This window comes from Cupriavidus sp. UYPR2.512 (assembly GCF_000379565.1).
In the GTDB taxonomy this organism is placed as follows: Bacteria; Pseudomonadota; Gammaproteobacteria; order Burkholderiales; family Burkholderiaceae; genus Cupriavidus.
Map to the genome: position 1 here is coordinate 26217 of NZ_KB902920.1, position 23114 is coordinate 49330.

21 protein-coding genes and 1 pseudogene are annotated in these 23114 nt (G+C 65.7%); 15 read left to right on the forward strand and 7 right to left on the reverse strand.

Features of this window, described 5'->3' with window-relative positions:
* Window positions 1-15: 15 nt before the first annotated feature.
* The 7 genes from murC to lpxC all read left to right on the forward strand — a co-directional run bounded on the left by murC (window position 16) and on the right by lpxC (window position 7992).
* Entirely contained in the window at window positions 16-1440 is a 1425-nt protein-coding gene (gene murC, locus A3A5_RS0110935; protein WP_018310616.1) for a UDP-N-acetylmuramate--L-alanine ligase, read from the forward strand.
* The gene (locus A3A5_RS0110940) at window positions 1437-2420 is read left to right on the forward strand and encodes a D-alanine--D-alanine ligase (protein WP_018310617.1); all 984 of its coding nucleotides are present in this window, start codon (window positions 1437-1439) and stop codon (window positions 2418-2420) included. Before murC ends, A3A5_RS0110940 begins: the two co-directional genes overlap by 4 nt.
* 27 nt (window positions 2421-2447) lie before the next feature.
* Complete coding sequence (locus tag A3A5_RS0110945) at window positions 2448-3362, forward strand: cell division protein FtsQ/DivIB (RefSeq protein ID WP_018310618.1); 915 nt, start codon at window positions 2448-2450, stop codon at window positions 3360-3362.
* Window positions 3359-4591: a cell division protein FtsA gene (gene ftsA / locus A3A5_RS0110950; RefSeq protein ID WP_012353950.1), complete on the forward strand. Its 1233-nt coding sequence runs from the start codon at window positions 3359-3361 to the stop codon at window positions 4589-4591. Before A3A5_RS0110945 ends, ftsA begins: the two co-directional genes overlap by 4 nt.
* 180 nt (window positions 4592-4771) lie before the next feature.
* On the forward strand, window positions 4772-5965 hold the full coding sequence (gene ftsZ, locus A3A5_RS0110955; RefSeq protein WP_018310619.1) for a cell division protein FtsZ: 1194 nt from the start codon (window positions 4772-4774) through the stop codon (window positions 5963-5965).
* A 449-nt stretch (window positions 5966-6414) separates the two neighbouring features.
* Entirely contained in the window at window positions 6415-6921 is a 507-nt protein-coding gene (locus A3A5_RS0110960) for a peroxiredoxin (RefSeq protein WP_018310620.1), read from the forward strand.
* Between the two features lie 153 nt (window positions 6922-7074).
* A complete protein-coding gene (gene lpxC / locus A3A5_RS0110965) occupies window positions 7075-7992 on the forward strand; it encodes a UDP-3-O-acyl-N-acetylglucosamine deacetylase (protein ID WP_018310621.1) in 918 nt (305 codons plus the stop codon).
* Between the two features lie 66 nt (window positions 7993-8058).
* Here lpxC and A3A5_RS0110970 read toward each other — a convergent pair whose 3' ends face one another.
* Window positions 8059-8562, reverse strand: a complete 504-nt coding sequence (locus A3A5_RS0110970) for a hypothetical protein (RefSeq protein WP_018310622.1) — start codon at window positions 8560-8562, stop codon at window positions 8059-8061.
* Window positions 8563-8845: 283 nt separating this feature from the next.
* On the opposite strand from A3A5_RS0110970, the gene secA reads away from it, so the two are divergent.
* From secA to A3A5_RS0110995, 5 genes and pseudogenes are all read left to right on the forward strand, one after another.
* Complete coding sequence (gene secA, locus A3A5_RS0110975) at window positions 8846-11623, forward strand: preprotein translocase subunit SecA (RefSeq protein WP_018310623.1); 2778 nt, start codon at window positions 8846-8848, stop codon at window positions 11621-11623.
* Between the two features lie 149 nt (window positions 11624-11772).
* Entirely contained in the window at window positions 11773-12999 is a 1227-nt protein-coding gene (gene argJ, locus A3A5_RS0110980) for a bifunctional glutamate N-acetyltransferase/amino-acid acetyltransferase ArgJ (protein ID WP_018310624.1), read from the forward strand.
* A 43-nt stretch (window positions 13000-13042) separates the two neighbouring features.
* Window positions 13043-13939 carry an ATP-binding protein gene (locus A3A5_RS0110985; protein ID WP_018310625.1) on the forward strand — a complete coding sequence of 299 codons (897 nt, stop codon included), beginning with the start codon at window positions 13043-13045 and terminating at the stop codon, window positions 13937-13939.
* A complete protein-coding gene (locus A3A5_RS0110990; RefSeq protein ID WP_018310626.1) occupies window positions 13936-14379 on the forward strand; it encodes an NUDIX domain-containing protein in 444 nt (147 codons plus the stop codon). The genes A3A5_RS0110985 and A3A5_RS0110990 overlap by 4 nt, the downstream gene beginning before the upstream one ends.
* Window positions 14380-14423: 44 nt before the next feature.
* Window positions 14424-14765, forward strand: a pseudogene (locus A3A5_RS0110995) (oligopeptide transporter, OPT family); the annotation flags it as partial.
* Window positions 14766-14793: 28 nt separating this feature from the next.
* On the opposite strand, the gene A3A5_RS0111000 reads toward A3A5_RS0110995, so the two are convergent.
* From A3A5_RS0111000 to pilB, 6 genes are all read right to left on the reverse strand, one after another.
* Window positions 14794-14982: a DNA gyrase inhibitor YacG gene (locus A3A5_RS0111000; protein ID WP_018310628.1), complete on the reverse strand. Its 189-nt coding sequence runs from the start codon at window positions 14980-14982 to the stop codon at window positions 14794-14796.
* A gap of 17 nt (window positions 14983-14999) precedes the next feature.
* A complete protein-coding gene (gene zapD / locus A3A5_RS0111005) occupies window positions 15000-15758 on the reverse strand; it encodes a cell division protein ZapD (RefSeq protein WP_018310629.1) in 759 nt (252 codons plus the stop codon).
* 211 nt (window positions 15759-15969) lie between these two features.
* Entirely contained in the window at window positions 15970-16596 is a 627-nt protein-coding gene (gene coaE / locus A3A5_RS0111010) for a dephospho-CoA kinase (protein WP_018310630.1), read from the reverse strand.
* A gap of 63 nt (window positions 16597-16659) precedes the next feature.
* Entirely contained in the window at window positions 16660-17562 is a 903-nt protein-coding gene (locus tag A3A5_RS0111015; protein WP_018310631.1) for an A24 family peptidase, read from the reverse strand.
* A gap of 3 nt (window positions 17563-17565) precedes the next feature.
* Window positions 17566-18837 carry a type II secretion system F family protein gene (locus A3A5_RS0111020; protein WP_018310632.1) on the reverse strand — a complete coding sequence of 424 codons (1272 nt, stop codon included), beginning with the start codon at window positions 18835-18837 and terminating at the stop codon, window positions 17566-17568.
* Window positions 18838-18916: 79 nt separating this feature from the next.
* Window positions 18917-20641, reverse strand: a complete 1725-nt coding sequence (gene pilB / locus A3A5_RS0111025; RefSeq protein ID WP_018310633.1) for a type IV-A pilus assembly ATPase PilB — start codon at window positions 20639-20641, stop codon at window positions 18917-18919.
* 331 nt (window positions 20642-20972) lie between these two features.
* Here pilB and A3A5_RS0111030 point away from each other — a divergent pair, with 331 nt between their 5' ends.
* From A3A5_RS0111030 to A3A5_RS0111040, 3 genes are all read left to right on the forward strand, one after another.
* A complete protein-coding gene (locus tag A3A5_RS0111030; RefSeq protein ID WP_018310634.1) occupies window positions 20973-21299 on the forward strand; it encodes a type II toxin-antitoxin system RelE/ParE family toxin in 327 nt (108 codons plus the stop codon).
* A 23-nt stretch (window positions 21300-21322) separates the two neighbouring features.
* Window positions 21323-21616, forward strand: coding sequence for a helix-turn-helix domain-containing protein (locus A3A5_RS0111035; RefSeq protein WP_232431319.1), 294 nt, complete (start codon window positions 21323-21325; stop codon window positions 21614-21616).
* Window positions 21617-21812: 196 nt separating this feature from the next.
* Window positions 21813-22931, forward strand: coding sequence for a site-specific integrase (locus A3A5_RS0111040; protein WP_018310636.1), 1119 nt, complete (start codon window positions 21813-21815; stop codon window positions 22929-22931).
* The last annotated feature ends 183 nt before the right edge of the window (window positions 22932-23114 follow it).

Sequence of the window (23114 nt, forward strand, 5' to 3'; positions counted from 1 at the left end):
ACAAGCAGCAATCGAATGAAGCATATCGTCAAAAACATCCACTTTGTGGGCATCGGCGGCGCCGGCATGAGCGGCATCGCCGAGGTCCTGCTGAACCTGGGATACAAGGTCTCGGGCTCGGACGTGGGCAACAATGCCGCCACGCGGCGCCTGGCTTCGCTGGGCGCCACGGTCATGCACGGGCATGACGCGGCCAACGTGACCGGCGCCAATGCGGTGGTGGTGTCGACCGCCGTCAGCGGCGACAACCCCGAAGTGCTGGCCGCCCGCAGCAAGCGCATCCCGGTGGTGCCGCGCGCGGTGATGCTGGCCGAACTGATGCGCCTGAAGCAGGGCGTGGCCATTGCCGGCACGCACGGCAAGACCACCACCACCAGCCTGGTGGCGTCGGTGCTGGCCGAAGGCGGGCTGGATCCGACCTTCGTGATCGGCGGCCGCCTGAATTCGGCCGGCGCCAACGCGCGCCTGGGCACGGGCGACTTCATCGTGGCCGAGGCCGACGAGTCGGACGCATCGTTCCTGAACCTGTTCCCGGTGATCGAGGTCATTACCAATATCGATGCCGACCACATGGACACCTACGGGCATGACTTTGCCCGGCTCAAGCAGGCGTTCATCGAGTTCACCCAGCGGCTGCCGTTCTACGGCATCGCGGTGCTGTGCGTGGATGACCCCAACGTACGCGAGATCCTGCCGTTCGTGTCCAAGCCGGTGGTGCGCTACGGCTTTGCCGAGGATGCCCAGATCCGCGCCGTGGACGCGCGCGCGGTCGACGGCCAGATGCACTTCACCGTGCAGCGCCAGCTCAACGGCCATGCCGAGCCGCCGCTGGAGATCGTGCTGAACCTGCCCGGCCTGCACAACGTGCAGAACGCGCTGGCGGCGATCGCCATCGCCACCGAGCTGGAGGTGCCCGATGCCGCCATCGTCAAGGCACTGCGCGAGTTCCACGGCGTGGGCCGTCGCTTCCAGCGCTACGGCGAGGTGGCCACGCCCGATGGCGCCGGCACCTTCACCCTGGTGGACGATTACGGCCACCACCCGGTGGAGATGGCGGCCACGCTGGCCGCCGCGCGCGGCGCGTTCCCGGGGCGCCGCCTGGTGCTGGCGTTCCAGCCGCACCGCTTTACCCGTACGCGGGATTGCTTTGAGGACTTCGTCAAAGTGCTGGGCACCGTCGATGCCCTGCTGCTGGCCGAGGTCTACGCCGCCGGCGAAGCCCCGATCGTGGCTGCCGACGGCCGTGCGCTGACCCGCGCGCTGCGCGTGGCCGGCAAGGTCGAACCTGTTTTTGTGGAGCAGATGGAAGAAATGCCGCAGGCCATCCTGGGTGCCGTCCGGCCGGGTGATGTGGTCGTGACGATGGGCGCGGGCTCGATCGGGGCCGTGCCGGGACAACTGGTGTCGCACCAATCGGTGCAAGCGGGGGGCCAGCAATGAGCTTCGTCGCCCATCCCAATATCGATCCCAAGTCGCTGGGCAAGGTCGGCGTGCTGCTGGGCGGACGCTCGGCCGAACGCGAGATCTCGCTGATGTCGGGCAACGGCGTGCTGGCCGCGCTGCAGTCGCGCGGCGTGGACGCGCACGGCTTCGACCCGGGCCTGCAGGGCGTGGCCGAGCTGGCCGCGGCGGGCTTTGACCGCGTCTTTATCGCGCTGCACGGCCGCTACGGCGAGGACGGCACCATCCAGGGCCTGCTCGAGCAGCTGGGTGTGCCGTACACCGGCAGCGGCGTGCTGGCTTCGGCCATGGCCATGGACAAGCAGGCCACCAAGCGGCTGTGGATGACCCATGACCTGGCCACGCCGCGCTTTGCCATGCTGCATGCGGACACTGACTTTGATGCCGTGGCGGCCGACCTGGGCCTGCCGCTGATCGTCAAGCCGGCGCGCGAGGGCTCGTCGATCGGCCTGACCAAGGTCACTGCCGCCGACCAGATGCGCGCGGCGTTCGAGAAGGCCGCGGCGCTGGACAACGACGTCATTGCCGAGACCTTTATCGACGGCGCCGAGCTGACCTGCCCGATCGTGGGCGAGGGCGACAGCGCCGAAGCGCTGCCGGTGATCCGCATCGTTGCGCCCGAAGCCAACTACGACTATCAAAATAAGTACTTTACTGACGATACCCAATACTTGTGCCCGTCAGGTCTGGACCCCGAGGTCGAAAAGGAAGTCCAGGCGCTGGCGGTGCAGTCGTACCGCGTACTGGGCTGCCGCGGCTGGGCGCGCGCCGACCTGATGCTGCGCGCCGACGGCAAGCCTTTCCTGCTCGAGATGAATACCTCGCCCGGCATGACCGGCCATTCGCTGGTGCCGATGGCGGCGCGCGCGGTTGGCATCAGCTACGAGGACTTCGTGATGCAGGTGGTGGCCGCGGCCACGCTGGACCTGCACCCCAACGAGCATTGGAAACCCGAATAACGCAACCGAACAGGACCGCACCGGACCATGTGGCATAACGCACGCCTGCTCAACCTGATCGCCTCCGCGCTGTACGCGCTGGTGGTGCTGATGGCGCTCGCGGCAGGCCTGCTGTGGCTGGCGCAGCGGCCGGTGTTCGCCATCACCCATGTGGAGATCGGCCCGCTGGACGGCGGCGCCCTGCGCCACGTGAACGCGCCCAGCGTGCGCGCCAGCGCGCTGGGCAAGCTGACCGGCAATTTCTTCACGCTGGACCTGAACGCGGCCCGGCAGGCGTTTGAGTCGGTGCCGTGGGTGCGGCGCGCCAGCGTGCGGCGCGAGTGGCCCAACGGCCTGGCGGTCGAGGTCGAGGAACACGAAGCGCTGGGCACCTGGGGCACGCCCGACAGTGGCCGCCTGATCAATACCTATGGCGAGGTCTTTGTCGCCAACACCGCCGAGGCGGAAGAAGACGCACAGCTGCTGGCGCTGGACGGGCCGCCGGAAAGCGAGGGCGACGTGATCGAGAAGCTCGAGGTCATGCGCCAGTGGTTCAAGCCGCTCAAGGCCGAGCCGCTGGCGGTGGCCCTGTCTGGCCGCTATGCCTGGCGCGCGAAGCTGTCCAACGGCATGGAGGTCGAACTGGGCCGCGAGCAGAACGATGAGGATCGCGTGGCGATGGACCAGCGCGTGCGGCGCTTCGTCGCGGCCTGGCCGCAGGTCACCCAGCAATGGGGCAGCCAGATCGAGTATGCCGACCTGCGTTATCCCAACGGCTTTGCCATCCGCGCCGCCAATGCCCGCTTCCTGACCGAGGCGCAGATCGCAGCCGCGGTCAGGACAGAGAAGGCGGCGAAAGCAGCGAAGGCGGCCAAGCCGCCGGCGGCGGCAGCAGCGGTTTCAGGTACTTCCAATAACAATCCGACGCGACTGAAGAGTAAGAACGCGGAGAAAACCCGATGAGCAAGGAATACAAGGACCTGTTGGTCGGTCTCGATATCGGCACCTCGAAGGTGGCGGCCGTGGTGGCGGAACTGCGCCCCGACGGCAGCTACGAGGTGATCGGGATGGGCCAGTCAGAGTCCAAGGGTCTGAAGAAAGGGGTCGTGGTCAATATCGAGGCCACCGTGCAGTCGATCCAGAAGGCGCTCGAAGAGGCCGAACTGATGGCCGACTGCAAGATTTCGGAGGTCTTCACCGGCATTGCCGGCAGCCATATCCGCAGCTTCAACTCCAGCGGCATGGTGGCGATCAAGGACAAGGAGGTCACGCAGACCGACGTGGCGCGCGTGATCGAGACCGCCAAGGCGGTCAATATCCCGACCGACCAGCAGATCCTGCACATCCTCACGCAGGAATTCATCATCGACGGCCAGGAAGACGTGCGCGAGCCCATCGGCATGAGCGGCATCCGCCTGGAAGTGAAGGTGCATATCGTCACCGGCGCGGTCAGCGCCGCGCAGAACATCGTCAAGTGCGTGCGCCGCTGTGGCCTGGAAGTGCACGACCTGATCCTGCAGCCGCTGGCGTCGAGCCTGGCGGTGCTGACCGAGGACGAGAAGGAGCTCGGCGTGGTGCTGGTCGACATCGGCGGCGGCACCACCGACATCGCCATCTTCAGCGAAGGCGCGATCCGCCATACGGCCGTGATCCCCATTGCCGGCGACCAGATCACCAACGATATTGCGATGGCGCTGCGCACGCCGACGCCCGATGCCGAGGATATCAAGATCCAGTACGGCATCGCCAAGCAGGCGATCGCCGACCCGGAAGACATGATCGAAGTCCCCGGCGTGGGCGACCGCGGCACGCGCACGCTCAGCCGCCAGGCGCTGGCCGCGGTGATCGAGCCGCGCATCGAAGAGCTGTACTCGCTGGTGCACCAGGTGGTGCGCGAGTCCGGCTATGAAGAACTGTTGTCGTCCGGCGTGGTCATCACCGGTGGCACCGCGATGATGCCGGGCATGGTCGAGCTGGGCGAGGACATCTTCCTCAAGCCCGTGCGCGTGGGCGTGCCCGAGTACCGCGGCAACCTGCACGAGGTGGTGAAGAGCCCGCGCTACGCGACCGTGATGGGCCTGCTGCTGGAAGGCCGCGTGCAACGCATGCGCGGACGCAAGGTGGCGGTGCAGAGCGGGTCGGTCAAGCAGGTGTGGACCCGCATGAAGGAATGGTTTGTCGGCAATTTCTGATCAATGCGGAAATTGACGCGCTGACGATGCAACGGCGCGCGGGCAGGGCGGTCTACCGGACAGGCCTGCGTGACGGGCGGAAGTTTTCAGGTTTTCTTTTTATTGGTTTCTTGTTCAGAAACCAGGGGTTGCGGCGGGGAGGCCGCATCGTCTGGGGACTGATTTTTCTCGGAGGCAGTGATGGACTTTGACATGATCGAAACGGAAGTGATGGACGGCACCATCATCAAGGTGGTTGGCGTGGGCGGCGCGGGCGGCAATGCCGTGCAGCACATGATCAGCCGCGGCGTGCAAGGCGTCGAATTCATCTGCATGAACACCGACGCCCAGGCGCTCAAGCGTTCGACCGCTTCGCGCGTGCTGCAACTCGGCAATACGGGCCTGGGCGCCGGCGCCAAGCCGGAAGTCGGCCGCGGTTGCGCCGATCAGGCCCGCGAGCAGATTGCCGACGCCCTGCGTGGCGCGCACATGGTCTTCATCACTGCCGGCATGGGCGGCGGCACCGGCACGGGCGCCGCGCCGATCGTCGCGCAGGTGGCCAAGGAGATGGGCATCCTGACCGTGGGCGTGGTCAGCAAGCCGTTCGACTTCGAAGGCGCGCGGCGCGCCAAGGTGGCCGAGCATGGTTCCAGCGAGCTGGAATCGAGCGTCGACTCGCTGATCGTGGTGCTCAACGAGAAGCTGTTCGAAGTGATGGGCGACGACGCCGAGATGGACAAGTGCTTCCAGTGCGCCGACGACGTGCTGCACAACGCGGTGGCCGGCATTGCCGAGATCATCAACGTTGACGGCCTGGTGAACGTCGACTTCGAAGACGTGAAGACGGTGATGGGCGAGCAGGGCAAGGCCATGATGGGGACGGCCACCGTGTCGGGCGTGGACCGCGCCCGCCTGGCGGCTGAGCAGGCCGTTGCCAGCCCGCTGCTGGAAGGCGTGGACCTGTCCGGCGCGCGCGGCGTGCTGGTCAACATCACCGCCAGCCGTTCGCTGAAGCTGTCGGAAACCAAGGAAGTCATGAACACCATCCGCAGCTACGCCGCGGAAGATGCGACCGTGATCTTCGGTACGGTGTACGACGACTCGATGAGCGATGCGCTGCGCGTGACGGTGGTGGCCACGGGCCTGGGCCGCTCGGCCAAGAAGCAACAGCCGATGACCCTGCTCAAGACCGGCACGGACAACATGCCGGTGCAGATGATGGCCAACATGAGCGCTGCAGCGGCCACGCACAGCTCGCCGGACTACAGCAACCTGGATACGCCGGCAGTGTGGCGCAGCTCGCGTGAGTCGGCGTCGGCTCACGTGGCGGCGCTGCAGGAAAAGGGTGTGGATACGTACGACATCCCGGCCTTCCTGCGCAAGCAGGCAGACTGAGCCCTGCCTGGCGCGGCATCGGTGCCTCCACCGGCCGCCTGACGGAACGCGTCGCCTTGTCGCGATGCACGTGCGCTCCCCATCCGCGCGTGCCTTGCATGGACTGATGTGAACCGCCGGGCCGCTGGCGGCGCCGCGCCTGCGCCGGACTGAGCTTCACCCGCATCCCGTCGCCGGGACGGGCGTGCCGCTGGCCGCCTCCCCGGACTGGTTTCCCGCCTTCCCGGTCGGGATGTATCAGCGTCCGCGCGGCGCACCCAAGAGGTGCGCCGCGCGGACGTCTTTGTAGCAAGGTGTATCGGATCCGCGCCGGATGTCACCGGATGTGACCCGGCTTTGGCAATGCGGGCAGGGCGCCTATGATCTTGAGATTGCCCATCTGCTGAGTACGGGCGTCTGCGCCCCGGCATCCGGACTATTCTTCAGAAATCCCAGGAGGACCACGACCCATGATCACTGTCGGTTCCCGCGTCCCTGACGCCACGCTGCAGGAATTCTTCGAAACCGAAGGCAACGGCTGTGCCCTCGGCCCGAATGCCTTCAAGGTGGCGGACCTGGTCCGCGGCCGCAAGATTGTGGTGTTCGGCCTGCCCGGCGCTTTCACGCCGACTTGCTCGGCCAGGCATGTGCCGGGCTTTGTGCAGCACGCCGCGGCGCTGCGCGAGGCCGGCGTCGACGAGGTCTGGTGCGTGTCAGTCAATGACGCCTTCGTGATGGGCGCCTGGGGCCGCGAGCAGCAGGCGGCCGGCACGGTGCGCATGATGGCCGACGGCAGCGCCGAGTGGACCCGTGCGCTGGGCCTGGATCAGGACCTGAGCGCGCGCGGTTTGGGCGTGCGCTCCAAGCGCTACGCGATGGTGATCGATGACGGGGTCGTGACCCGGCTGGACGTCGAAGCCCCGGGCGAATTCCGCGTCAGCAGCGCCGAGGCGGTGCTGGCGGCGTTGCGTGGCTGACACAGTCATCCGGGTAAACGTGGATAATACGCAACTTGTTAAGGCAGTGTTAACAGCCGGAAACAAAACCCGGCTGCAGCGCCCCTGAGGTGGTGGTAAAATCCCTTAATCAGAAAAATCATACGATAGATTTTAATAATAGTTGAGGCTGTCATGCTCAAACAGCGCACGATCAAATCCCTGGTGAAGACCGTCGGCATCGGCTTGCACTCGGGCCGCAAGGTCACGTTGACCCTGCGTCCCGCGCCGGTCGACACCGGTATCGTCTTTACCCGCGTCGACCTGCCCGAGGCCGTCGAGATTCCCGTGGCCGCGTCGGCCATTGGCGACACGCGCCTGGCATCGGTGCTGCAGAAGGATGGTGCGCGCGTTTCAACCGTCGAGCACCTGATGTCGGCCTGCGCCGGCCTGGGCATCGACAACCTCTATGTCGACGTCGACGCCGAGGAAATCCCGATCATGGACGGCAGCGCCGCGTCCTTCGTATTCCTGCTGCAATCGGCGGGGATCGAGGAGCAGAACGCGCTGAAGACCTTCATCCGCGTCAAGAAGCCAGTGGAAGTGCGCGAGGGCGACAAGCTGGCGCGGCTGGAACCGTTCTTCGGCTTCAAGCTGTCGTTCACCATCGACTTCCGCCACCCGGCGGTCGACAAGACCGGCCAGACCTTCTCGATCGACTTTGCCGACACCAGCTACGTGCGCGAGATTGCCCGCGCCCGTACCTTCGGTTTTGCGCACGAGGTGGAAGCCCTGCGCGAGATGGGCCTGGCGCGCGGCGGCAGCCTGGACAACGCGATCGTGCTGGATGAGCACCGCATGCTCAACAACGAAGAACTGCGCTACGGCGACGAGTTCGTGCGCCACAAGATCCTGGATGCGATCGGCGACCTGTATGTGGTGGGCCATCCGCTGATCGGCGCCTATGTGGCGAACAAGTCGGGCCACGGCCTGAACAATCAGTTGCTGCGCGCATTGCTGGCCGACCAGGAAGCCTACGAGCTGGTCACCTTCGACCGAATCGAGGAAGCCCCGGCCGCGTTCCTGCCGCAGGCGCAGCCGGCATTCGCCTGAGCCGCGGTGCCGATGCAAGAAAGCCGACCCAAGGGTCGGCTTTTTGGTTTTGGGCCGCGCTGGCCTTCAGCGGTGGTGGGCCAGCAGGGTATTGAGCGCATCGCGCAGTGGCGAATCCGGCAGGCTGCGCGCCAGCTGGTCGAGGTTGGCCAGCCCGGCCGGTGTCATGCGGCCGCTGGTGCGCTGGCGGGCCACCGGCTCCACTTCCCAGTCCGAGTGGCGCTGCACGTCTGGCTGCACCCGCACCCGGATCGCGGTGATCGGCGAGCCGCGCTGCTGTAGCCGTCCCAGCAGCGTCGGCACGATCTGGCGCACCCGCGCCGCGGCCGCACCGTGGGCCGCCAGCAACAGCAGCACTTGGCCGTTCGGGTCGCTGGCGTCACGTTTGACACCGGCGACACCCAAACCGTTGTGCATGCCGGCGGGCAGCAGCGCCAGCACCTCGGCCTCAAGTACCGACAGCTGGCGCGCGGTCTGCATCAGCGCGGAAACCGGGCCGGCCTTGGCCAGCCAGTCATTGAGCGGCTTGGCGGCGGGGGTTTGCAGGGCGTGGTGGGTGAAGCGGCGCATGCACGCATTCTAGCAAGGGGCGCGGGGGCCGCCTTGCCCCACTGTGGATTGAAGCTGCGGCGGCCGCCACAAACTCTGGCTGATGGGGCGCGCGGGCGACAAGCGCGACCGACATCCGGCAGGCTCGCCTGCCCTTGCGGGACGGGGCCAGGTGCGTTCCGGCCGTGACCCCGGCACATGATAAACTCGGCGTTTTGCGCCAATCTATCCATTCCTCGCCCGGCCGCCGGAGCAGCCCGCATCCCTGGGATGCCATCCGGTTCCGCGCAGGTGAAAGCAATCGATGATCACCGGCCTTCTCAAGAAAGTCTTCGGCAGCCGCAATGAGCGGCTGATCAAACAATATCGCCGCACGGTGGCGCAGATCAATGCGCTGGAGCCGAAGTTCGAGCAGCTCTCGGACGACGAGCTGCGCGGCATGACGGAGACCTTCCGGCAGCGCCACGCCGGCGGCGAATCGCTCGAGGCGCTGCTGCCCGAGGCCTTCGCCGTCTGCCGCGAGGCCAGCAAGCGCGTCATGAAGATGCGCCACTTCGACGTGCAGCTGATCGGCGGCATGGTGCTGAACGACAACAAGATCGCCGAAATGCGCACCGGCGAAGGCAAGACGCTGACCGCGACCCTGGCCGTGTACCTGAATGCCATCACCGGCAAGGGCGTGCACGTGGTGACCGTCAACGACTACCTGGCGCAGCGCGATGCCGAGTGGATGGGCCGGCTGTACAACTTCCTGGGCCTGTCGGTGGGTGTGAACCTGTCGCAGATGGCGCATGACCAGAAGCAGGCGGCGTACAACTCCGACATCACCTACGGCACCAACAACGAGTTCGGCTTCGACTACCTGCGCGACAACATGGTCTACGACCCGTCGCAACGCGTGCAGCGGCCGCTCAACTACGCCATCGTCGATGAAGTGGACTCGATCCTGATCGACGAGGCCCGCACCCCGCTGATCATCTCCGGCCAGGCCGAGAACCAGACCGACCTGTACCAGCGCATGAACGGCATCCCCAAGCTGCTCGAGCGCCAGATCGGCGAGGAAAAGGCCGACGGCACCGGCGTCGAGAAGCCGGGCGACTACTACGTCGACGAGAAGGGCCACCAGGTCTACCTGACCGAAGCCGGCCACGAGAAGGCCGAAGAGATCCTGTCGCAGCAGGGCCTGATCGGGGAGGGCGAGTCGGTCTACGCGCCGCAGAACATCACGCTGATGCACCACCTGTACGCCGCCCTGCGCGCGCACAGCCTGTTCCATCGCGACCAGCACTACGTGGTGCAGAACGACGAAGTCGTGATCGTCGACGAGTTCACCGGCCGCCTGATGACCGGCCGCCGCTGGTCCGACGGCCTGCACCAGGCCGTGGAGGCCAAGGAAGGCGTCACCGTCCAGCAAGAGAACCAGACGCTGGCGACGATCACCTTCCAGAACTACTTCCGCATGTACAGCAAGCTGGCCGGCATGACCGGCACGGCTGACACCGAAGCGTATGAATTCCAGGAGATCTACGGCCTGGAAGTGGTGGTGATCCCGACCAACCGCCCGGCCCAGCGCAAGGACCAGCAGGACCAGATCTACAAGACCGGCAAGGAGCGCTACGACGCCGTGGTGCGCGATATCCGCGACTGCTACGAGCGGGGCCAGCCGGTGCTGGTGGGCACCACCTCGATCGAGACCTCGGAATACCTGTCGGGCCTGCTCGATCGCGAACAACTGCCGCACCAGGTGCTCAACGCCAAGCAGCACGCACGCGAAGCCGAGATCGTGGCCCAGGCCGGCCGCCCCAAGATGATCACCATTGCCACCAACATGGCTGGCCGCGGTACCGACATCGTGCTGGGCGGCAATGTGGAGAAGCAATCCGGCTTTATCGAGGCGGATCCGAACCTGTCCGACGCCGAAAAGGCCGCGCGCATCAAGCAGCTCGAGGATGAGTGGCATTCGCTGCACGAGCAGGTCAAGACCGCCGGCGGCCTGCATATCGTCGGCACCGAGCGCCATGAGTCGCGCCGTATCGACAACCAGTTGCGCGGCCGTGCCGGCCGCCAGGGCGACCCGGGTTCGTCGCGCTTCTACCTGTCGCTGGACGACCAGCTGCTGCGCATCTTCGCCGGCGACCGCGTGCGCGCCATCATGGAACGCCTGAAGATGCCCGAGGGCGAGCCGATCGAGGCCGGCATCGTCACGCGCTCGATCGAGTCGGCGCAGCGCAAGGTCGAAGGGCGCAACTTCGATATCCGCAAGCAGCTGCTGCAGTACGACGACGTCGCCAACGACCAGCGCAAGGAAATCTACAAGCTGCGCAACGACGTGCTGGAAGCCCAGGATGTCGGCGACATGGTGACCAACCTGCGCGAGAGCGTGCTGGTTGAGCTGTTCCGCGACCACGTGCCGGCCGACACCATGGAAGAGCAGTGGAACATCGCCGGCCTGGAAACGCGCCTGCGCGAGGACTGGGGCCTGGAAGTGCCGCTGGCGCAGACTATCGAGGGCGCGCAGAGCATCGAGGACGAAGAGCTGCTCAACCTGATCATGAAGGCGGCCGCGGAGCGCTACGACAGCAAGGTCGCGATGGTCGGCCGCGAGTCGTTCGCCGGCTTCGAGCGCTCGGTCATGCTGCAGAGCATCGACACACACTGGCGCGAGCACCTGGCCGCGCTGGACCACCTGCGCCAGGGCATCCACCTGCGCGGCTATGCACAGAAGGATCCCAAGCAGGAATACAAGCGCGAGTCGTTCGAGTTGTTCGCGCGCCTGCTGGACCTGATCAAGAGCGAAGTCACGCGCGTGACCTTCAACGTGCAGATCCAGTCGCCGGAAGAACTGGAGCAGGCGTCGGAAGAGATCGAGGAAGGCCTGTCGCACCTGGAGAACGTCCAGTACAAGCACGACGAGTTCGCCGAAGGGCGCGAGCCGGTCGAGGAAGCGCCGTCGCCGCGCACCGGTGCGGCTATGGCCGCCGCCGAGCTGGCGCTGGCGGGCATGCCCAAGGTCGGCCGCAACGATCCGTGCCCGTGCGGTTCGGGCAAGAAGTTCAAGCAGTGCCACGGCCGGCTCAGCTGAGTCGCGCACCGGCATGACGTCGCGCCCGTTGCAAGGCGTGACGCGAATGGAAACGACATGCCCGCCCTCCGCGGGCATGTTCGTCTGAGACAAGCAATTCGCTAGCAGAAAGCGCAAGCAGTTAACGCAAGCAGGAACGAGGAGTCCACATGCCCGTCAATCTTCCGCTGCCCCAGGCAGAGAACCTGAAATCCGTCGCCGGCGTGGAGCTGGGCTGGGCCGAGGCGGGCATCCGCAAGGCCAACCGCAAGGACGTACTGGTGGTGCGCGTGGCAGAAGGCAGCACCGTGGCCGGCGTCTTTACCAGCAACCGCTTCTGCGCCGCGCCGGTGCAGGTCTGCCGTGAGCACCTGACCGCTGGCAAGGGCATCCGCGCGCTGGTGGTCAATACCGGCAATGCCAACGCCGGCACCGGAGAGCCGGGCCTGGCCAATGCCCGCGCCACCTGCGACGCGCTGGCCGCGCAACTGGGCATCGCCCCCGAACAGGTGCTGCCGTTCTCGACCGGCGTGATCCTGGAACCGCTGCCGGTGGACCGCGTGGTGGCTGGCCTGCCCGCCGCCATCGCCAACGCGAAGCCGGACAACTGGCTGGCCGCCGCCGAGGCCATCATGACCACCGACACGCAGCCCAAGGCCGCGTCGCGCACGGTGCAGATCGACGGCAAGACCGTGACGCTGTCGGGCATCAGCAAGGGCGCGGGCATGATCCGCCCGAACATGGCGACCATGCTCGGCTTTATCGCCATGGACGCCGCCGTGGCCCAGCCGGTGCTGCAGGCGCTGGTCTCCCACGCCGCCGACCACTCGTTCAACAGCATCACCATCGACGGCGATACCTCGACCAACGACTCGTTCGTGCTGATCGCGACGGCCAAGTCCGGCGCCGTGGTCGAGCGCGCCGAAGGCCCGGCCTTCGAGGCGCTGCGCGACGCGGTGACCGCGCTGGCGCAGGAGCTGGCGCAGATGATCGTGCGCGACGGCGAGGGTGCCACCAAGCTGATGACCATCCGCGTCGAAGGCGGCAAGGATGTGGCCGAGTGCCGCCAGATCGCCTATGCGGTGGCGCACTCGCCGCTGGTCAAGACCGCGTTCTATGCGTCGGACCCCAACCTGGGCCGCATCCTGGCGGCGGTCGGCTACGCCGGCGTGAACGACCTCGATGTCGGCCGCGTCAACCTGTGGCTGGACGATGTCTGGGTCGCCCGCGATGGCGGCCGCAACCCCGACTATCGCGAGGAAGACGGCCAGCGCGTGATGAAGCAGGCCGAGATCACCGTGCGCATCGCGCTCGGCCGCGGCAAGGCGGAAGCGACCGTATGGACCTGCGACCTGTCGCACGACTACGTGTCGATCAACGCGGATTACCGCTCATAACTGCCAGCAACACGCTGACCTCTACTGCCACACGCCCGCTGCCATGTCTGACCTTGCCGCCCGCCTCGATAACTTCCTCGCCCGACTCGAACAATGGCTGCCGCCGCAACTGAGCGACGCCGACTGGCAAGAGGCCGTGGCGTTCCGCTGGCGCAAGCGGCAGAGCCTGTTCGGCAATATCGGCTACCTGCAGCCGGTGCGCCAGCTGCCGCCGATCCATCTGGACGACCTGAAGAACATCGAGCGCCAGAAGGACGCCATCGTCGGCAATACGCGCCAGTTCGTGAACAAGCTGCCGGCCAACAACGTGCTGCTGACCGGCGCGCGCGGCACCGGCAAGTCGTCGCTGATCAAGGCCTGCCTCAATGCCTTCGTCAGGGACGGGCTGCGGCTGGTTGAGGTGGACAAGGATGACCTGGGCGATCTCGGCGATATCGTCGAGCTGGTTGCGCAGCGCCCCGAGCGCTTCGTGATCTTCTGCGACGACTTGTCGTTCGAAGAGGGCGAGTCGGGCTACAAGTCGCTCAAGTCGGCGCTGGACGGCTCGGTGGCGGCGCAGTCGGACAACGTGCTGATCTACGCCACCTCCAACCGCCGGCACCTGCTGCCTGAGTACATGAAGGACAACGAGACCTACCGTCACACCGACGATGGCGAGATCCATCCCGGCGAAGTGGTGGAAGAGAAGATCTCGCTGTCCGAACGTTTCGGGCTGTGGCTGTCGTTCTACCCGCCCAAGCAGGACGAATACCTGGCCATCGTCGGCCACTGGCTCAGGCACTTCGGCTGCACCGACGAGGACATCGCCGCGGCGCGCGGCGATGCGCTGGTGTGGGCGCTGGAGCGCGGCTCGCGCTCGGGCCGCGTGGCCTGGCAGTTTGCGCGCGACTGGGGCGGCAAGCATGGCAAGCCGTTCATTGCCGACGTGGAGGGCGCATGACACAAGGGCAGGACAAGGTCCCGGCGCAGGCCCAGCTCCATACGGCCCAGCGCAAGGTCACCGAGGTTGCCGTCGGCGTGCTGGTGCAGCCCGACGGGCGTTTCCTGCTGGCGCAGCGCCCGGATGGCAAGCCGTATGAGGGCTACTGGGAATTCCCGGGCGGCAAGCTGGAGCCGGGTGAGACGGTGGAGGCCGCGCTGGCCCGCGAGCTGCATGAGGAGCTGGGGCTGGACATCACGCACTGCGAGCGCTGGCATGTGCTCGAGCATGACTACCCGCACGCCTATGTGCGTCTTTATTTCTGCAAGGTCACTGCCTGGCGCGGTGACCCGGTCGGCCGCGAAGGCCAGGCCTTTTCCTGGCAGACGGTGCCCGTGACGGTCGCGCCGCTGCTGCCCGCCACCATCCCGGTGGTCGAATGGCTGGCCGAGGAAGCCTAGGGCACAGACCCTGGGCCGCGCCTGCCTGACGTTCCCGCGCCATTGCGGTGATCCCGCCCGTACTGGAACTGCTCTACAGCGCCTATGGCTTCGCCGGCGCGCTGCCTGCGCGCATGGACCCCAACCAGGCGCTGGCGCGCGGGGACGACGTCAAGCTGGCGCTGCAACATGCCGAGCGGCGCGGCACGCTGCTGGCCTCGGGCCTGATCGTAGGGGAAAGCTTGGTTGGGGTGATGCTGGCCGCGCTGATCGGCCTGTCGGGCAAGGATGCACCGCTGGCGCTGGTCGGGGCGGGGTTTGAAGCGACCGCGCAGTGGTTGGGCCTGGCGGTGTTCGCACTGGTGTGCGTGGGCTTCTACCGCCGCGTGCTGGCGGCGGCGCACTGAACCAGGGAGGGCTGAAGGCGAGGGCGCTTCAGTCGTCCTCGTCTTCAGGCTGGTCGGCGGAGGTTTCGCCCGGCTTGCCGCCGATCACGTATTTCTCGGACGCCCAGGCGCCGAGATCGATCTGCTTGCAGCGCTCGGAACAGAAGGGGCGGAACTTGTTGTCGGGCACCCAGGCCACATCGGTGCCGCAGGTGGGGCATTTGACGACAGCAGGCATAGCGTTCAGCGCAGGCTTCAGAAATTGCAGAGTTTCAGCAGGAACGGGATATCCGCATCGACCGGGCGCGGACGCAGGTCGCCGTCCTGCTGCGTAAAGCGCACCCACAGCATGTACTTGTTGGCGCTCATCTCGGGGATGAAGGCCAGCAGCGAATCGTCCAGGTAGACCTGCATCAGCTGGTAGCTGCGTCCGGACAGCATCTGCTGGTAGCTGCCGCCGGTGGCGATCACCTTGCCGCTCTGGCCGGCTTCGCGCAGCAGGCGCAGCACGATGGTGGTGCCCATGCGCAGCGACAGCAGCGGACGTACCCATTTCAGGATATCGGCGCGGCGGTCTTCGGCGGGGCGGTGCTGCCAGGCATAGTAGGCCGGCAGGTCGAACTCGCAGGTGCCGCCGGGAATGATCGCGCGGCTGCGGATGCTGGTCAGCCACTCATTGTCGGCCAGCAGCTGGCCGGCCTTGCCCACAGTCTGGTTGAGCATGGCGATGCCTTGCTCGATCTCGCCGATGATGGCGTCCAGCGCCTCCTGGTCGATCTGCGGGCTGGCGCGCAGCGGCGCCAGTGCCTGGCGCTGGCGTTCCAGTTCCTTGATCAGGTCGGTCTTGAGGTCGGCGCGGCCGGCCACGTCGATGATCTCGAACAGCGTGGTCAGCGCGACATGGTGCTGGTGGGCATGATCCTGGCCGAGAAAGTATTCCAGCCGATCGAACAGGTCCTCCAGGCGCAGGAGTGTCCTGATGCGTTCGTTGAAAGGGTATTCGTACAGAATCAAGTGCAATGTCCGTGCAGGGCGTCGGGCGCTCTTTCAGGAGCGGCCCGGTGCAGAATGAGGCCCGGGAAATGCCGGAAGGGGCGATATATGGCAGGCGGATACCGGCAGTATGCGGTGATTTCCCCGCATATTCCAGCGCATTCTATGCGAGACAAGGGCCGAGGACAATGTCGCGTGCGTGATGCAATGCGCCGGCGCGCCGGGTTGCGCGTTATGGATGGACCCTGGCCGCCGCCGACAGTTCACGATAGCAGCGGTCGAGCCGGTCGACCTGGTCCACCAGCGCCTCCACCGGGCCGTCGTTGTCGATGACGTCGTCGGCACATGCCAGGCGCGCGGCGCGCGTGGCCTGTTTGGCCATAATGGCCCGCACCTGCTCGCGGCTGAAGCCGTTGCGCGCCATCACGCGCGCCACCTGGGTGGCCTCGGTGCAGTCGACCACCAGCACGCGGCCAACGCGCTCGCGCCATGAGCCCGATTCCACCAGCAGCGGCACCACGTAGATCAGATAGGGATGCTCGCCGGCATCGCGGATCGACTGGGCGCGCTCGGTGGTCAGCGCACGGATCAGCGGGTGGGTGATGGCTTCAAGCCGCGCCTTGGCTGCAGGGTCGGCGAACACCAGTGCGCGCATCGCGTCGCGGTCCATGGCGCCGTCGGGGCGCAGGCAGGCCGGGCCGAAGGCCTCGACCAGTGCCGGGATGGCGCGCCCGCCCGGGGCGGTGATCTCATGCGCGAGCAGGTCGGTGTCGATGATCGCGGCACCGCGCGCGGCAAACATGTCGGCCACGCGGGTCTTGCCGCTGCCGATGCCGCCGGTCAGTCCGATTTCCAGCATGTGAGGCTCAGTTGACGATGTTGCAGCAACGATACCAGCTTCAGCGGATATCGTCGGACACCGTCATGGCCATGCAAACAGCGGCAGCACGCCGGGGCCGAACAGCAGCACCACCACGCCGGCCAGCGCGATGAAGGGCCCGAACGGGAAGGGCGTGTCGCGTTCCTGGCGGCGCAGCGCAATATTGGCCAGCCCGAACAGCACGCCGACCACCGACGACAGCAGCACCAGCGCCGGCAGCGCCTGCCAGCCGAACCAGGCGCCCAGCGCCGCCATCAGCTTGAAGTCGCCAAAACCCATGCCCTCCTTGCCGCGCACGAGCCGGAACAGCCAGTAGGCCGTCCACAGTACCAGGTAGCCGGCAGCCGCGCCGATCACGGCGTCGGGCAGTGTCACGAACACGCCGCCCAGGTTCAGCAGCAGGCCCAGCCACAGCAGCGGCAGGGTGATCTGGTCCGGCAGCAGTTGCGTATCGGCATCGATCATGGTCAGCGCCAGCAGCGCCCACACCAGCACCAGCCCCGCCAGGGCCTGTCCGCCAGGACCGAAGCGCCACGCCACCAGCGCGCTCAGCACGCCACAGGCCAGCTCGACCAGCGGATAGCGCACACTGATCGGCGCCTTGCACGCCGAACAGCGTCCGCGCAGGAACAGGTAGCTCAGCACCGGCACGTTCTCCCACGGTGCAATCGCGTGGCCGCAATGCGGGCAGGCCGAGCGCGGCACCATCAGGTTGTAGCGGCCGGGGTGGGGCCGCGGGTCGCCGCGCAGCTCGGCGATATAGTTGGCCTCGTCGCGCTCCATCATGCGCGGCATCCGGTGGATGACCACGTTGAGGAAGCTGCCGACCACCAGCCCGAGCAGCGCCGCGGCCACCACCAGAAAGGCGGGCGGCAGCGCCGCCAGTGCCTCCGCCAGCGGCGCGCTGCCGGTTGGATACGGAGAAGCAGACCACGCAGACAACATCGCTTACACCACCTGTCCAAGCTTGAAGATCGGCAGGTACATCGCCACCACCATGCCGCCGATCAGCACACCCAGCACCACGATGATCAGCGGCTCGATCAGGCTTGAGATCGCGGCGACGGCATCGTCGACCTCGCGCTCGTAGAACTCGGCCACCTTCAGCAGCATGTTGTCCAGCGCGCCGGACTCCTCACCGATCTGCGTCATCTGCAGCACCATGTTGTCGAACACATGGGTGGCCTGCATCGCGTTGGTCAGGCTGGTGCCGATGCGCACCGATTGCTCGATCTCGCGCGTGGCGTCGTAGTAGACCCAGTTGCCGGCTGCGCCGGCCACGGACTCCATCGACTCCACCAGCGGCGTGCCGGCGGCGAACATGGTGGCCAGCGTGCGGGTCCAGCGCGCGATCACGGCCTTGCGGAACAGGCTGCCAAAGATCGGCAGCTTCAGCAGCGTGCGGTCGGTCGCGCGCTGCACCTTCTCAGATTTCTTCAGCGCGCGCAGGTAGAAGGAGATGCCGGCCACCGGCGCCCCGATCACCAGGTACCAGTACTGGACAAAGAAGTCCGAGATGGCGATCACCAGCAGCGTCGGCGCCGGCAGGTTGGCGCCGAAGCTGGAGAACACGCCCTTGAACGCCGGAATCACGAACAGCATCAGGATCACCGTGACGGCAAAGGCCACGGTCAGCACCGCGATCGGGTAGATCATCGCCGACTTGATCTGGCCCTTCAGGGCGATGGTCTTTTCCATGTAGAGCGACAGGCGCTCCAGCAGTGAGTCCAGGATACCGCCCTGTTCGCCGGCATCGATCAGGTTGCAGTACAGCGTATCGAAGTACTTCGGATGGCGCCGGAATGCCGCGGCCATGCTGCTGCCGGCCTCGATATCGAAGCGGATGTCCGACAGTAGCTGGGTGAAGTTGGGGTTCGCGTGCCCGCGCGCGATGATGTCGATCGACTGCAGCAGCGGGATGCCAGCCTTGAGCATGGTCGACAGCTGCCGGGTGAAGTAGGCGATGTCCTTCTCGGTGATCTTGCGCCCGCGCGCGGCCTTGCGCTTCTTCAGCTTGACGATGGTCAGGCCCTGCTTGCGCAGCGTGGCGGTGACCTCGGCCTGGTTCTCGGCGCGCAGCTCGCCGGTGAAGGTCTTGCCCTTGCGGTCCTTGCCTTCCCACTCAAAGATGTACTGGGTGGGTGCCTTGCGCCCCTTCCCTGATTTCCCCCGTGACGGTGCCGCCGTCCGGGCGCCCGACGCTGGTGCGCGTGTCGCCATGATATTGACCCCCGATGCAAATGACGCTTGTTCTGCGTCTTGTACTTACGTTATGTCTTGCCCCGCCGGTCCTGCTTCCCTAAGTATTCGTTGTCGCCAGCACTTCTTCGAGTGACGTGACGCCCTGCTTTACCTTCAGCAGCCCCGCTTCGCGCAACGATAGCACGCCGTCCTTGCGCGCCTGCTCGGCGATCTGCAGTGCCGAGCCATGCGCCAGGATGATCTCCTGCATGGCCTCGGTGATCGGCATGACCTGGTAGATACCGCAGCGGCCCTTGTAGCCGGTGCCGTTGCAGCGCTCGCAGCCGACCGGGTGGTAGGGCTGCCAACTGCCGTCCAGGTCTTGTTCGCGGAAGCCCGCTTCCAGCAAGGCCTCGCGCGGGATCTCGCCCTCGCGCTTGCAGGTGCACAGCCGCCGCGCCAGCCGCTGCGCGGTGATCATCAGCACGCTCGAGGCAATATTGAAGGCCGCCACGCCCATGTTCATCAACCGCGTCAGCGTGGTCGGCGCATCGTTGGTGTGCAGCGTCGACAACACCAGGTGGCCGGTCTGCGCGGCCTTGATCGAGATGTCGGCGGTTTCCAGGTCGCGGATTTCGCCGACCATGATGATGTCCGGATCCTGGCGCAGGAACGAACGCAGCGCCGCGGCAAAGGTCAGGCCCGCCTTGTCGTTGACATTGACCTGGTTGACGCCGGGGAGCTGAATTTCGGCCGGGTCTTCCGCGGTGGAGATATTGATGTCGCCCTGGTTCAGCAGGTTCAGGAAGGTGTACAGCGACACCGTCTTGCCACTGCCGGTGGGGCCGGTCACCAGCACCATGCCATAGGGGCGCTTGATCACGTCCAGCAGCAGCGCCTTCTGCCCGGGCTCATAGCCGAGCTGGTCGATGTCCAGCTTGTCGGACGAAGATTCCAGAATCCGCATCACGATCTTCTCGCCGAACAGCGTCGGCAGCGTCGACACGCGGAAGTCCACCGCCTTCTCGACGGTTTCCTTGGAATCCTTGTGCTTGGGCAGCGCAATCAGCAGCTTCATGCGGCCGTCCTGCGGCACGCGCTTTTCAGAAATATCCAGGCGCGACAGCACCTTGATGCGGGTGGCGATTTTGTCGCGAATATCCAGCGGCGGGCGCGCAACCTCCTGCAGCACACCATCCACGCGGAAGCGGATGCGGTAGAAGGTCTCGAACGGCTCGAAGTGCAGGTCGGACGCGCCCCGGTGGAAGGCCTCGGTCAGCAGCTTCTGCAGGAAGCGCACCACCGGAGCGTCGTCGATATTGTCGGCGGTGGTGCGGTTGCGCTGGTTGCCGGCCGCGGCCACCGGATCGTAGTCGATCATCTTGCGCTCGGCCTGCACCGGCGAGATGTTCTTCAGCGTGCCCAGGGCCTCGCCGGCGGAGCGCACGTGCTTCATCAGCTTGTCGTGCTCGACCACCACCGCTTCGACCGGCAGCTTGTACTTTTCCTTGATCGCATCCAGCCCGGCCTGGTTGGACGGGTCGGACATCGCCAGCACCAGCCGGTTCTCGCGCCGGCCCAGCGGCAGCAGCCGGTGCGCGTGGAATTCACGGTTGCCAGCCAGCGCCGGCGGCACCTTGGTCAGGTTGTACTGGGCCAGGTCCAGCAGCGGCAGCTGGTACTTGTCCGCGGCAAACAGCGCCAGGTCGTGCGCGCTCATGGTGCCGCTGCCGACGATCTCGTCGATCAGCTGCGACTGCTTTTCACGCGCGGCCTGCTCCAGCTGAGCAAGCAGGGCGGGCGCGATACGCCGGCTCTGGGCCAGGGCAAGACCGAGTGTCATGGCAGGTGCGCTGTGCGGTGCGGTTAGTGGTGGTGGCGGATGCCACGCAGGCGAGGGCGGACGGACCCACGTCCCCGGATCGGGGCAGTTTGCCGCTGGGGTCACTTTTTGTAAAGCCGACGCGGGCGCGGTGTTGGCGTTTGCGCGACACGGGCGCAACCCTACTTGCGCGGGGAAGAAGGGGCGTTCAGGCAGCTTCCTTGCGCCCCGGGGTGGTGTCCTTTTGAGAGGAATCCCTGTCCCCGCCCATGTTTCCATTGGCCTTTTCACAACGGAAGACGCCACGCCATTTTGATCTGATATAGAATCAAAAATGCGTGCATAACGTTGCATGAAGCCAATTTACAAGAAGCCCTTCGTGCAGTTCGTCAAGAAGGCACACAAGCCGTTGCAGCTGGCGATCGAGGATGAAGTGGAGGTGGTTTGCGCAGATCCTGGCGTTGGGGAGGCCAAGGTTGGCGATCTGGCCGGGATCCGGGTCCACAAATTCAAGTTCAACCGGCAGGAATGCCTGATCGCCTACCGGCCACCGCGACCCGGGGAGCAGGCGGCAGGCGTAGATCTCGAAATGCTGTGGATCGAATTTTACAAGGTGGGCTCGCATGAGAACTTCTACGAAGAGCTCAAGCAGTACCTGAGGGCAGAGAGAAAGGGATGACCATCATGACCGCAGAAGACCTGATGAAGGCCGTCAGCAAGATGCCCGCGCAGGAGCGCGTCAAGTTCTTCATGCTGGTGGGCGAACAGGCTTTCAAGGACGAGAACTTCTCGCACGAGGAGGTCTTTGGCCATCTCGCTGAAGCAGACTTCACCGCCGCGGAGGCGGCCGAATACCTCGAAGTTTCAATTGCCACCCTCCGGCGGCTGGTGCGCGACGGCAAGCTGGCACCCCATGCGGAAGTGGGGCGTAGCCAGCTGTTTTCCGCGGCCGACCTGAAGGCATTCAAGCTTCAGCGCAAGGCGATCAAGGGATGAGTTGCCGGCGAGCGGGGGGGGGGGCAGAAAGACAAAAGGCCGAACCAACTGACGTTGATTCGGCCTTTTAAATCTGGTCGGGGTGAGAGGATTCGAACCTCCGGCCTCTACGTCCCGAACGCTTAGCCCTTGCGGCTATTTTACTGGTGGTTTAAGGTGATCCCTGATTTGTTGGGACAAATTTGGGACACGGGACATGGGAACCATCACGAAGCGGGGCGAGTTGCAGTGGCAGGCGAAGGTAAGGCGCGGGGGGTTCCCCACGCAGTCCCGCACCTTCTCGTACAAGGAGGACGCCGAGAAGTGGGTGCGGGCCGTCGAGCGGGAGTTGGAGACGTCTGGTTTTGTGGATCGCCGGGAGGCAGACAAGAACACGCTGGCTGAGGTGCTCAAACGGTATCAGAAGGAGGTCACGCCCGCCAAAAAGTCGGCCGACATCGAGTCGATCAAGATCGATGTCATCTTGAAAGACGCTTCGCTTCCCAAGCTCAAGATGTCGGCGATCACCAGCGCCGCCGTGGCTAGCTGGCGGGACCGCCGCTTGAAGGAGGTCAGTGGGGCGACGGTCAATCGGGAGATTGACGTGATCTCCGCCGTGCTCAACCATGCTCGCCGCGAGTGGGGCATTCATGTCGAGAACCCAATTCCCTACGTGAAGCGACCTGAGAAGGCAAGGGCGCGAGATCGCCGGTTTTCGGCCGAAGAAGAGGCCTATTTGCTAGCGGCCCTGACGGGTGGTGAGCGGCTGCCTGACGGGACGTTCAGCAAGGGGGCTCGCAACCCGTGGCTGCTGCCACTCGTCCAGCTCGCGATTGAGACGGCAATGCGGCGCGGCGAGCTGCTTGCGCTGGAGTGGGAGAACGTGGACTTGAAGCGGCAGACCGCGCACTTGCCTGACACGAAGAACGGGGATGCCCGGACGGTCCCGCTTTCGACCAAGGCTGTCGCAATCCTGGCCGCGCTCCCAGACCCTGACGCCGACGAGGATGCTGAGGTCGAGGATGACGCAAAAGAGCGCCGCACAGGCAAGGTCTTTGCGACCACTGCCTTGGCGCTGCGCAAGGGTTTCACGCGGGCCATTGAGCGCGCGCAGGAGCAGTACAAGGCAGACTGCAAGGCGGCGAAGCGCAAGCCACTTGCCGGGTTCCTTGCCGATGTCCATTTCCACGACACACGTCACGAGGCCGCCTCGCGCCTTGCCGAGAAGCTTTCCAACGTCTTGGAGCTTTCCGCCGTGACCGGGCATCGCGACTTGAGGATGCTCAAGCGCTACTACCACCCGCGTGCCGAAGACCTTGCAAAGAAGCTGGGGTAGCTCCGATAAATCGCCCCCCCCTTGGGCAGCCACGCAGGTGGGGGCAAGCCTGTGGACGGAGTAAGTTGTCCACGATAAATCTACCCCCCTGACCTCCGATAAAGGCACCCCCCTGTCGGGGCATCGCTCCGATAAAGTTGCCCCCCTCCCTCCGTTAAATTGCCCCCTCCCTAAACCTGTAAG

Coding starts and splice junctions, on each gene's coding strand:
- murC (WP_018310616.1), top strand. CDS start 16: ATGAAGCATATCGTCAAAAACATCCACTTTGTGGGCATCGGCGGCGCC.
- A3A5_RS0110940 (WP_018310617.1), top strand. CDS start 1,437: ATGAGCTTCGTCGCCCATCCCAATATCGATCCCAAGTCGCTGGGCAAG.
- A3A5_RS0110945 (WP_018310618.1), top strand. CDS start 2,448: ATGTGGCATAACGCACGCCTGCTCAACCTGATCGCCTCCGCGCTGTAC.
- ftsA (WP_012353950.1), top strand. CDS start 3,359: ATGAGCAAGGAATACAAGGACCTGTTGGTCGGTCTCGATATCGGCACC.
- ftsZ (WP_018310619.1), top strand. CDS start 4,772: ATGGACTTTGACATGATCGAAACGGAAGTGATGGACGGCACCATCATC.
- A3A5_RS0110960 (WP_018310620.1), top strand. CDS start 6,415: ATGATCACTGTCGGTTCCCGCGTCCCTGACGCCACGCTGCAGGAATTC.
- lpxC (WP_018310621.1), top strand. CDS start 7,075: ATGCTCAAACAGCGCACGATCAAATCCCTGGTGAAGACCGTCGGCATC.
- A3A5_RS0110970 (WP_018310622.1), bottom strand. CDS start 8,562: ATGCGCCGCTTCACCCACCACGCCCTGCAAACCCCCGCCGCCAAGCCG.
- secA (WP_018310623.1), top strand. CDS start 8,846: ATGATCACCGGCCTTCTCAAGAAAGTCTTCGGCAGCCGCAATGAGCGG.
- argJ (WP_018310624.1), top strand. CDS start 11,773: ATGCCCGTCAATCTTCCGCTGCCCCAGGCAGAGAACCTGAAATCCGTC.
- A3A5_RS0110985 (WP_018310625.1), top strand. CDS start 13,043: ATGTCTGACCTTGCCGCCCGCCTCGATAACTTCCTCGCCCGACTCGAA.
- A3A5_RS0110990 (WP_018310626.1), top strand. CDS start 13,936: ATGACACAAGGGCAGGACAAGGTCCCGGCGCAGGCCCAGCTCCATACG.
- A3A5_RS0111000 (WP_018310628.1), bottom strand. CDS start 14,982: ATGCCTGCTGTCGTCAAATGCCCCACCTGCGGCACCGATGTGGCCTGG.
- coaE (WP_018310630.1), bottom strand. CDS start 16,596: ATGCTGGAAATCGGACTGACCGGCGGCATCGGCAGCGGCAAGACCCGC.
- A3A5_RS0111015 (WP_018310631.1), bottom strand. CDS start 17,562: ATGTTGTCTGCGTGGTCTGCTTCTCCGTATCCAACCGGCAGCGCGCCG.
- A3A5_RS0111020 (WP_018310632.1), bottom strand. CDS start 18,837: ATGGCGACACGCGCACCAGCGTCGGGCGCCCGGACGGCGGCACCGTCA.
- pilB (WP_018310633.1), bottom strand. CDS start 20,641: ATGACACTCGGTCTTGCCCTGGCCCAGAGCCGGCGTATCGCGCCCGCC.
- A3A5_RS0111030 (WP_018310634.1), top strand. CDS start 20,973: ATGAAGCCAATTTACAAGAAGCCCTTCGTGCAGTTCGTCAAGAAGGCA.
- A3A5_RS0111035 (WP_232431319.1), top strand. CDS start 21,323: ATGAAGGCCGTCAGCAAGATGCCCGCGCAGGAGCGCGTCAAGTTCTTC.
- A3A5_RS0111040 (WP_018310636.1), top strand. CDS start 21,813: ATGGGAACCATCACGAAGCGGGGCGAGTTGCAGTGGCAGGCGAAGGTA.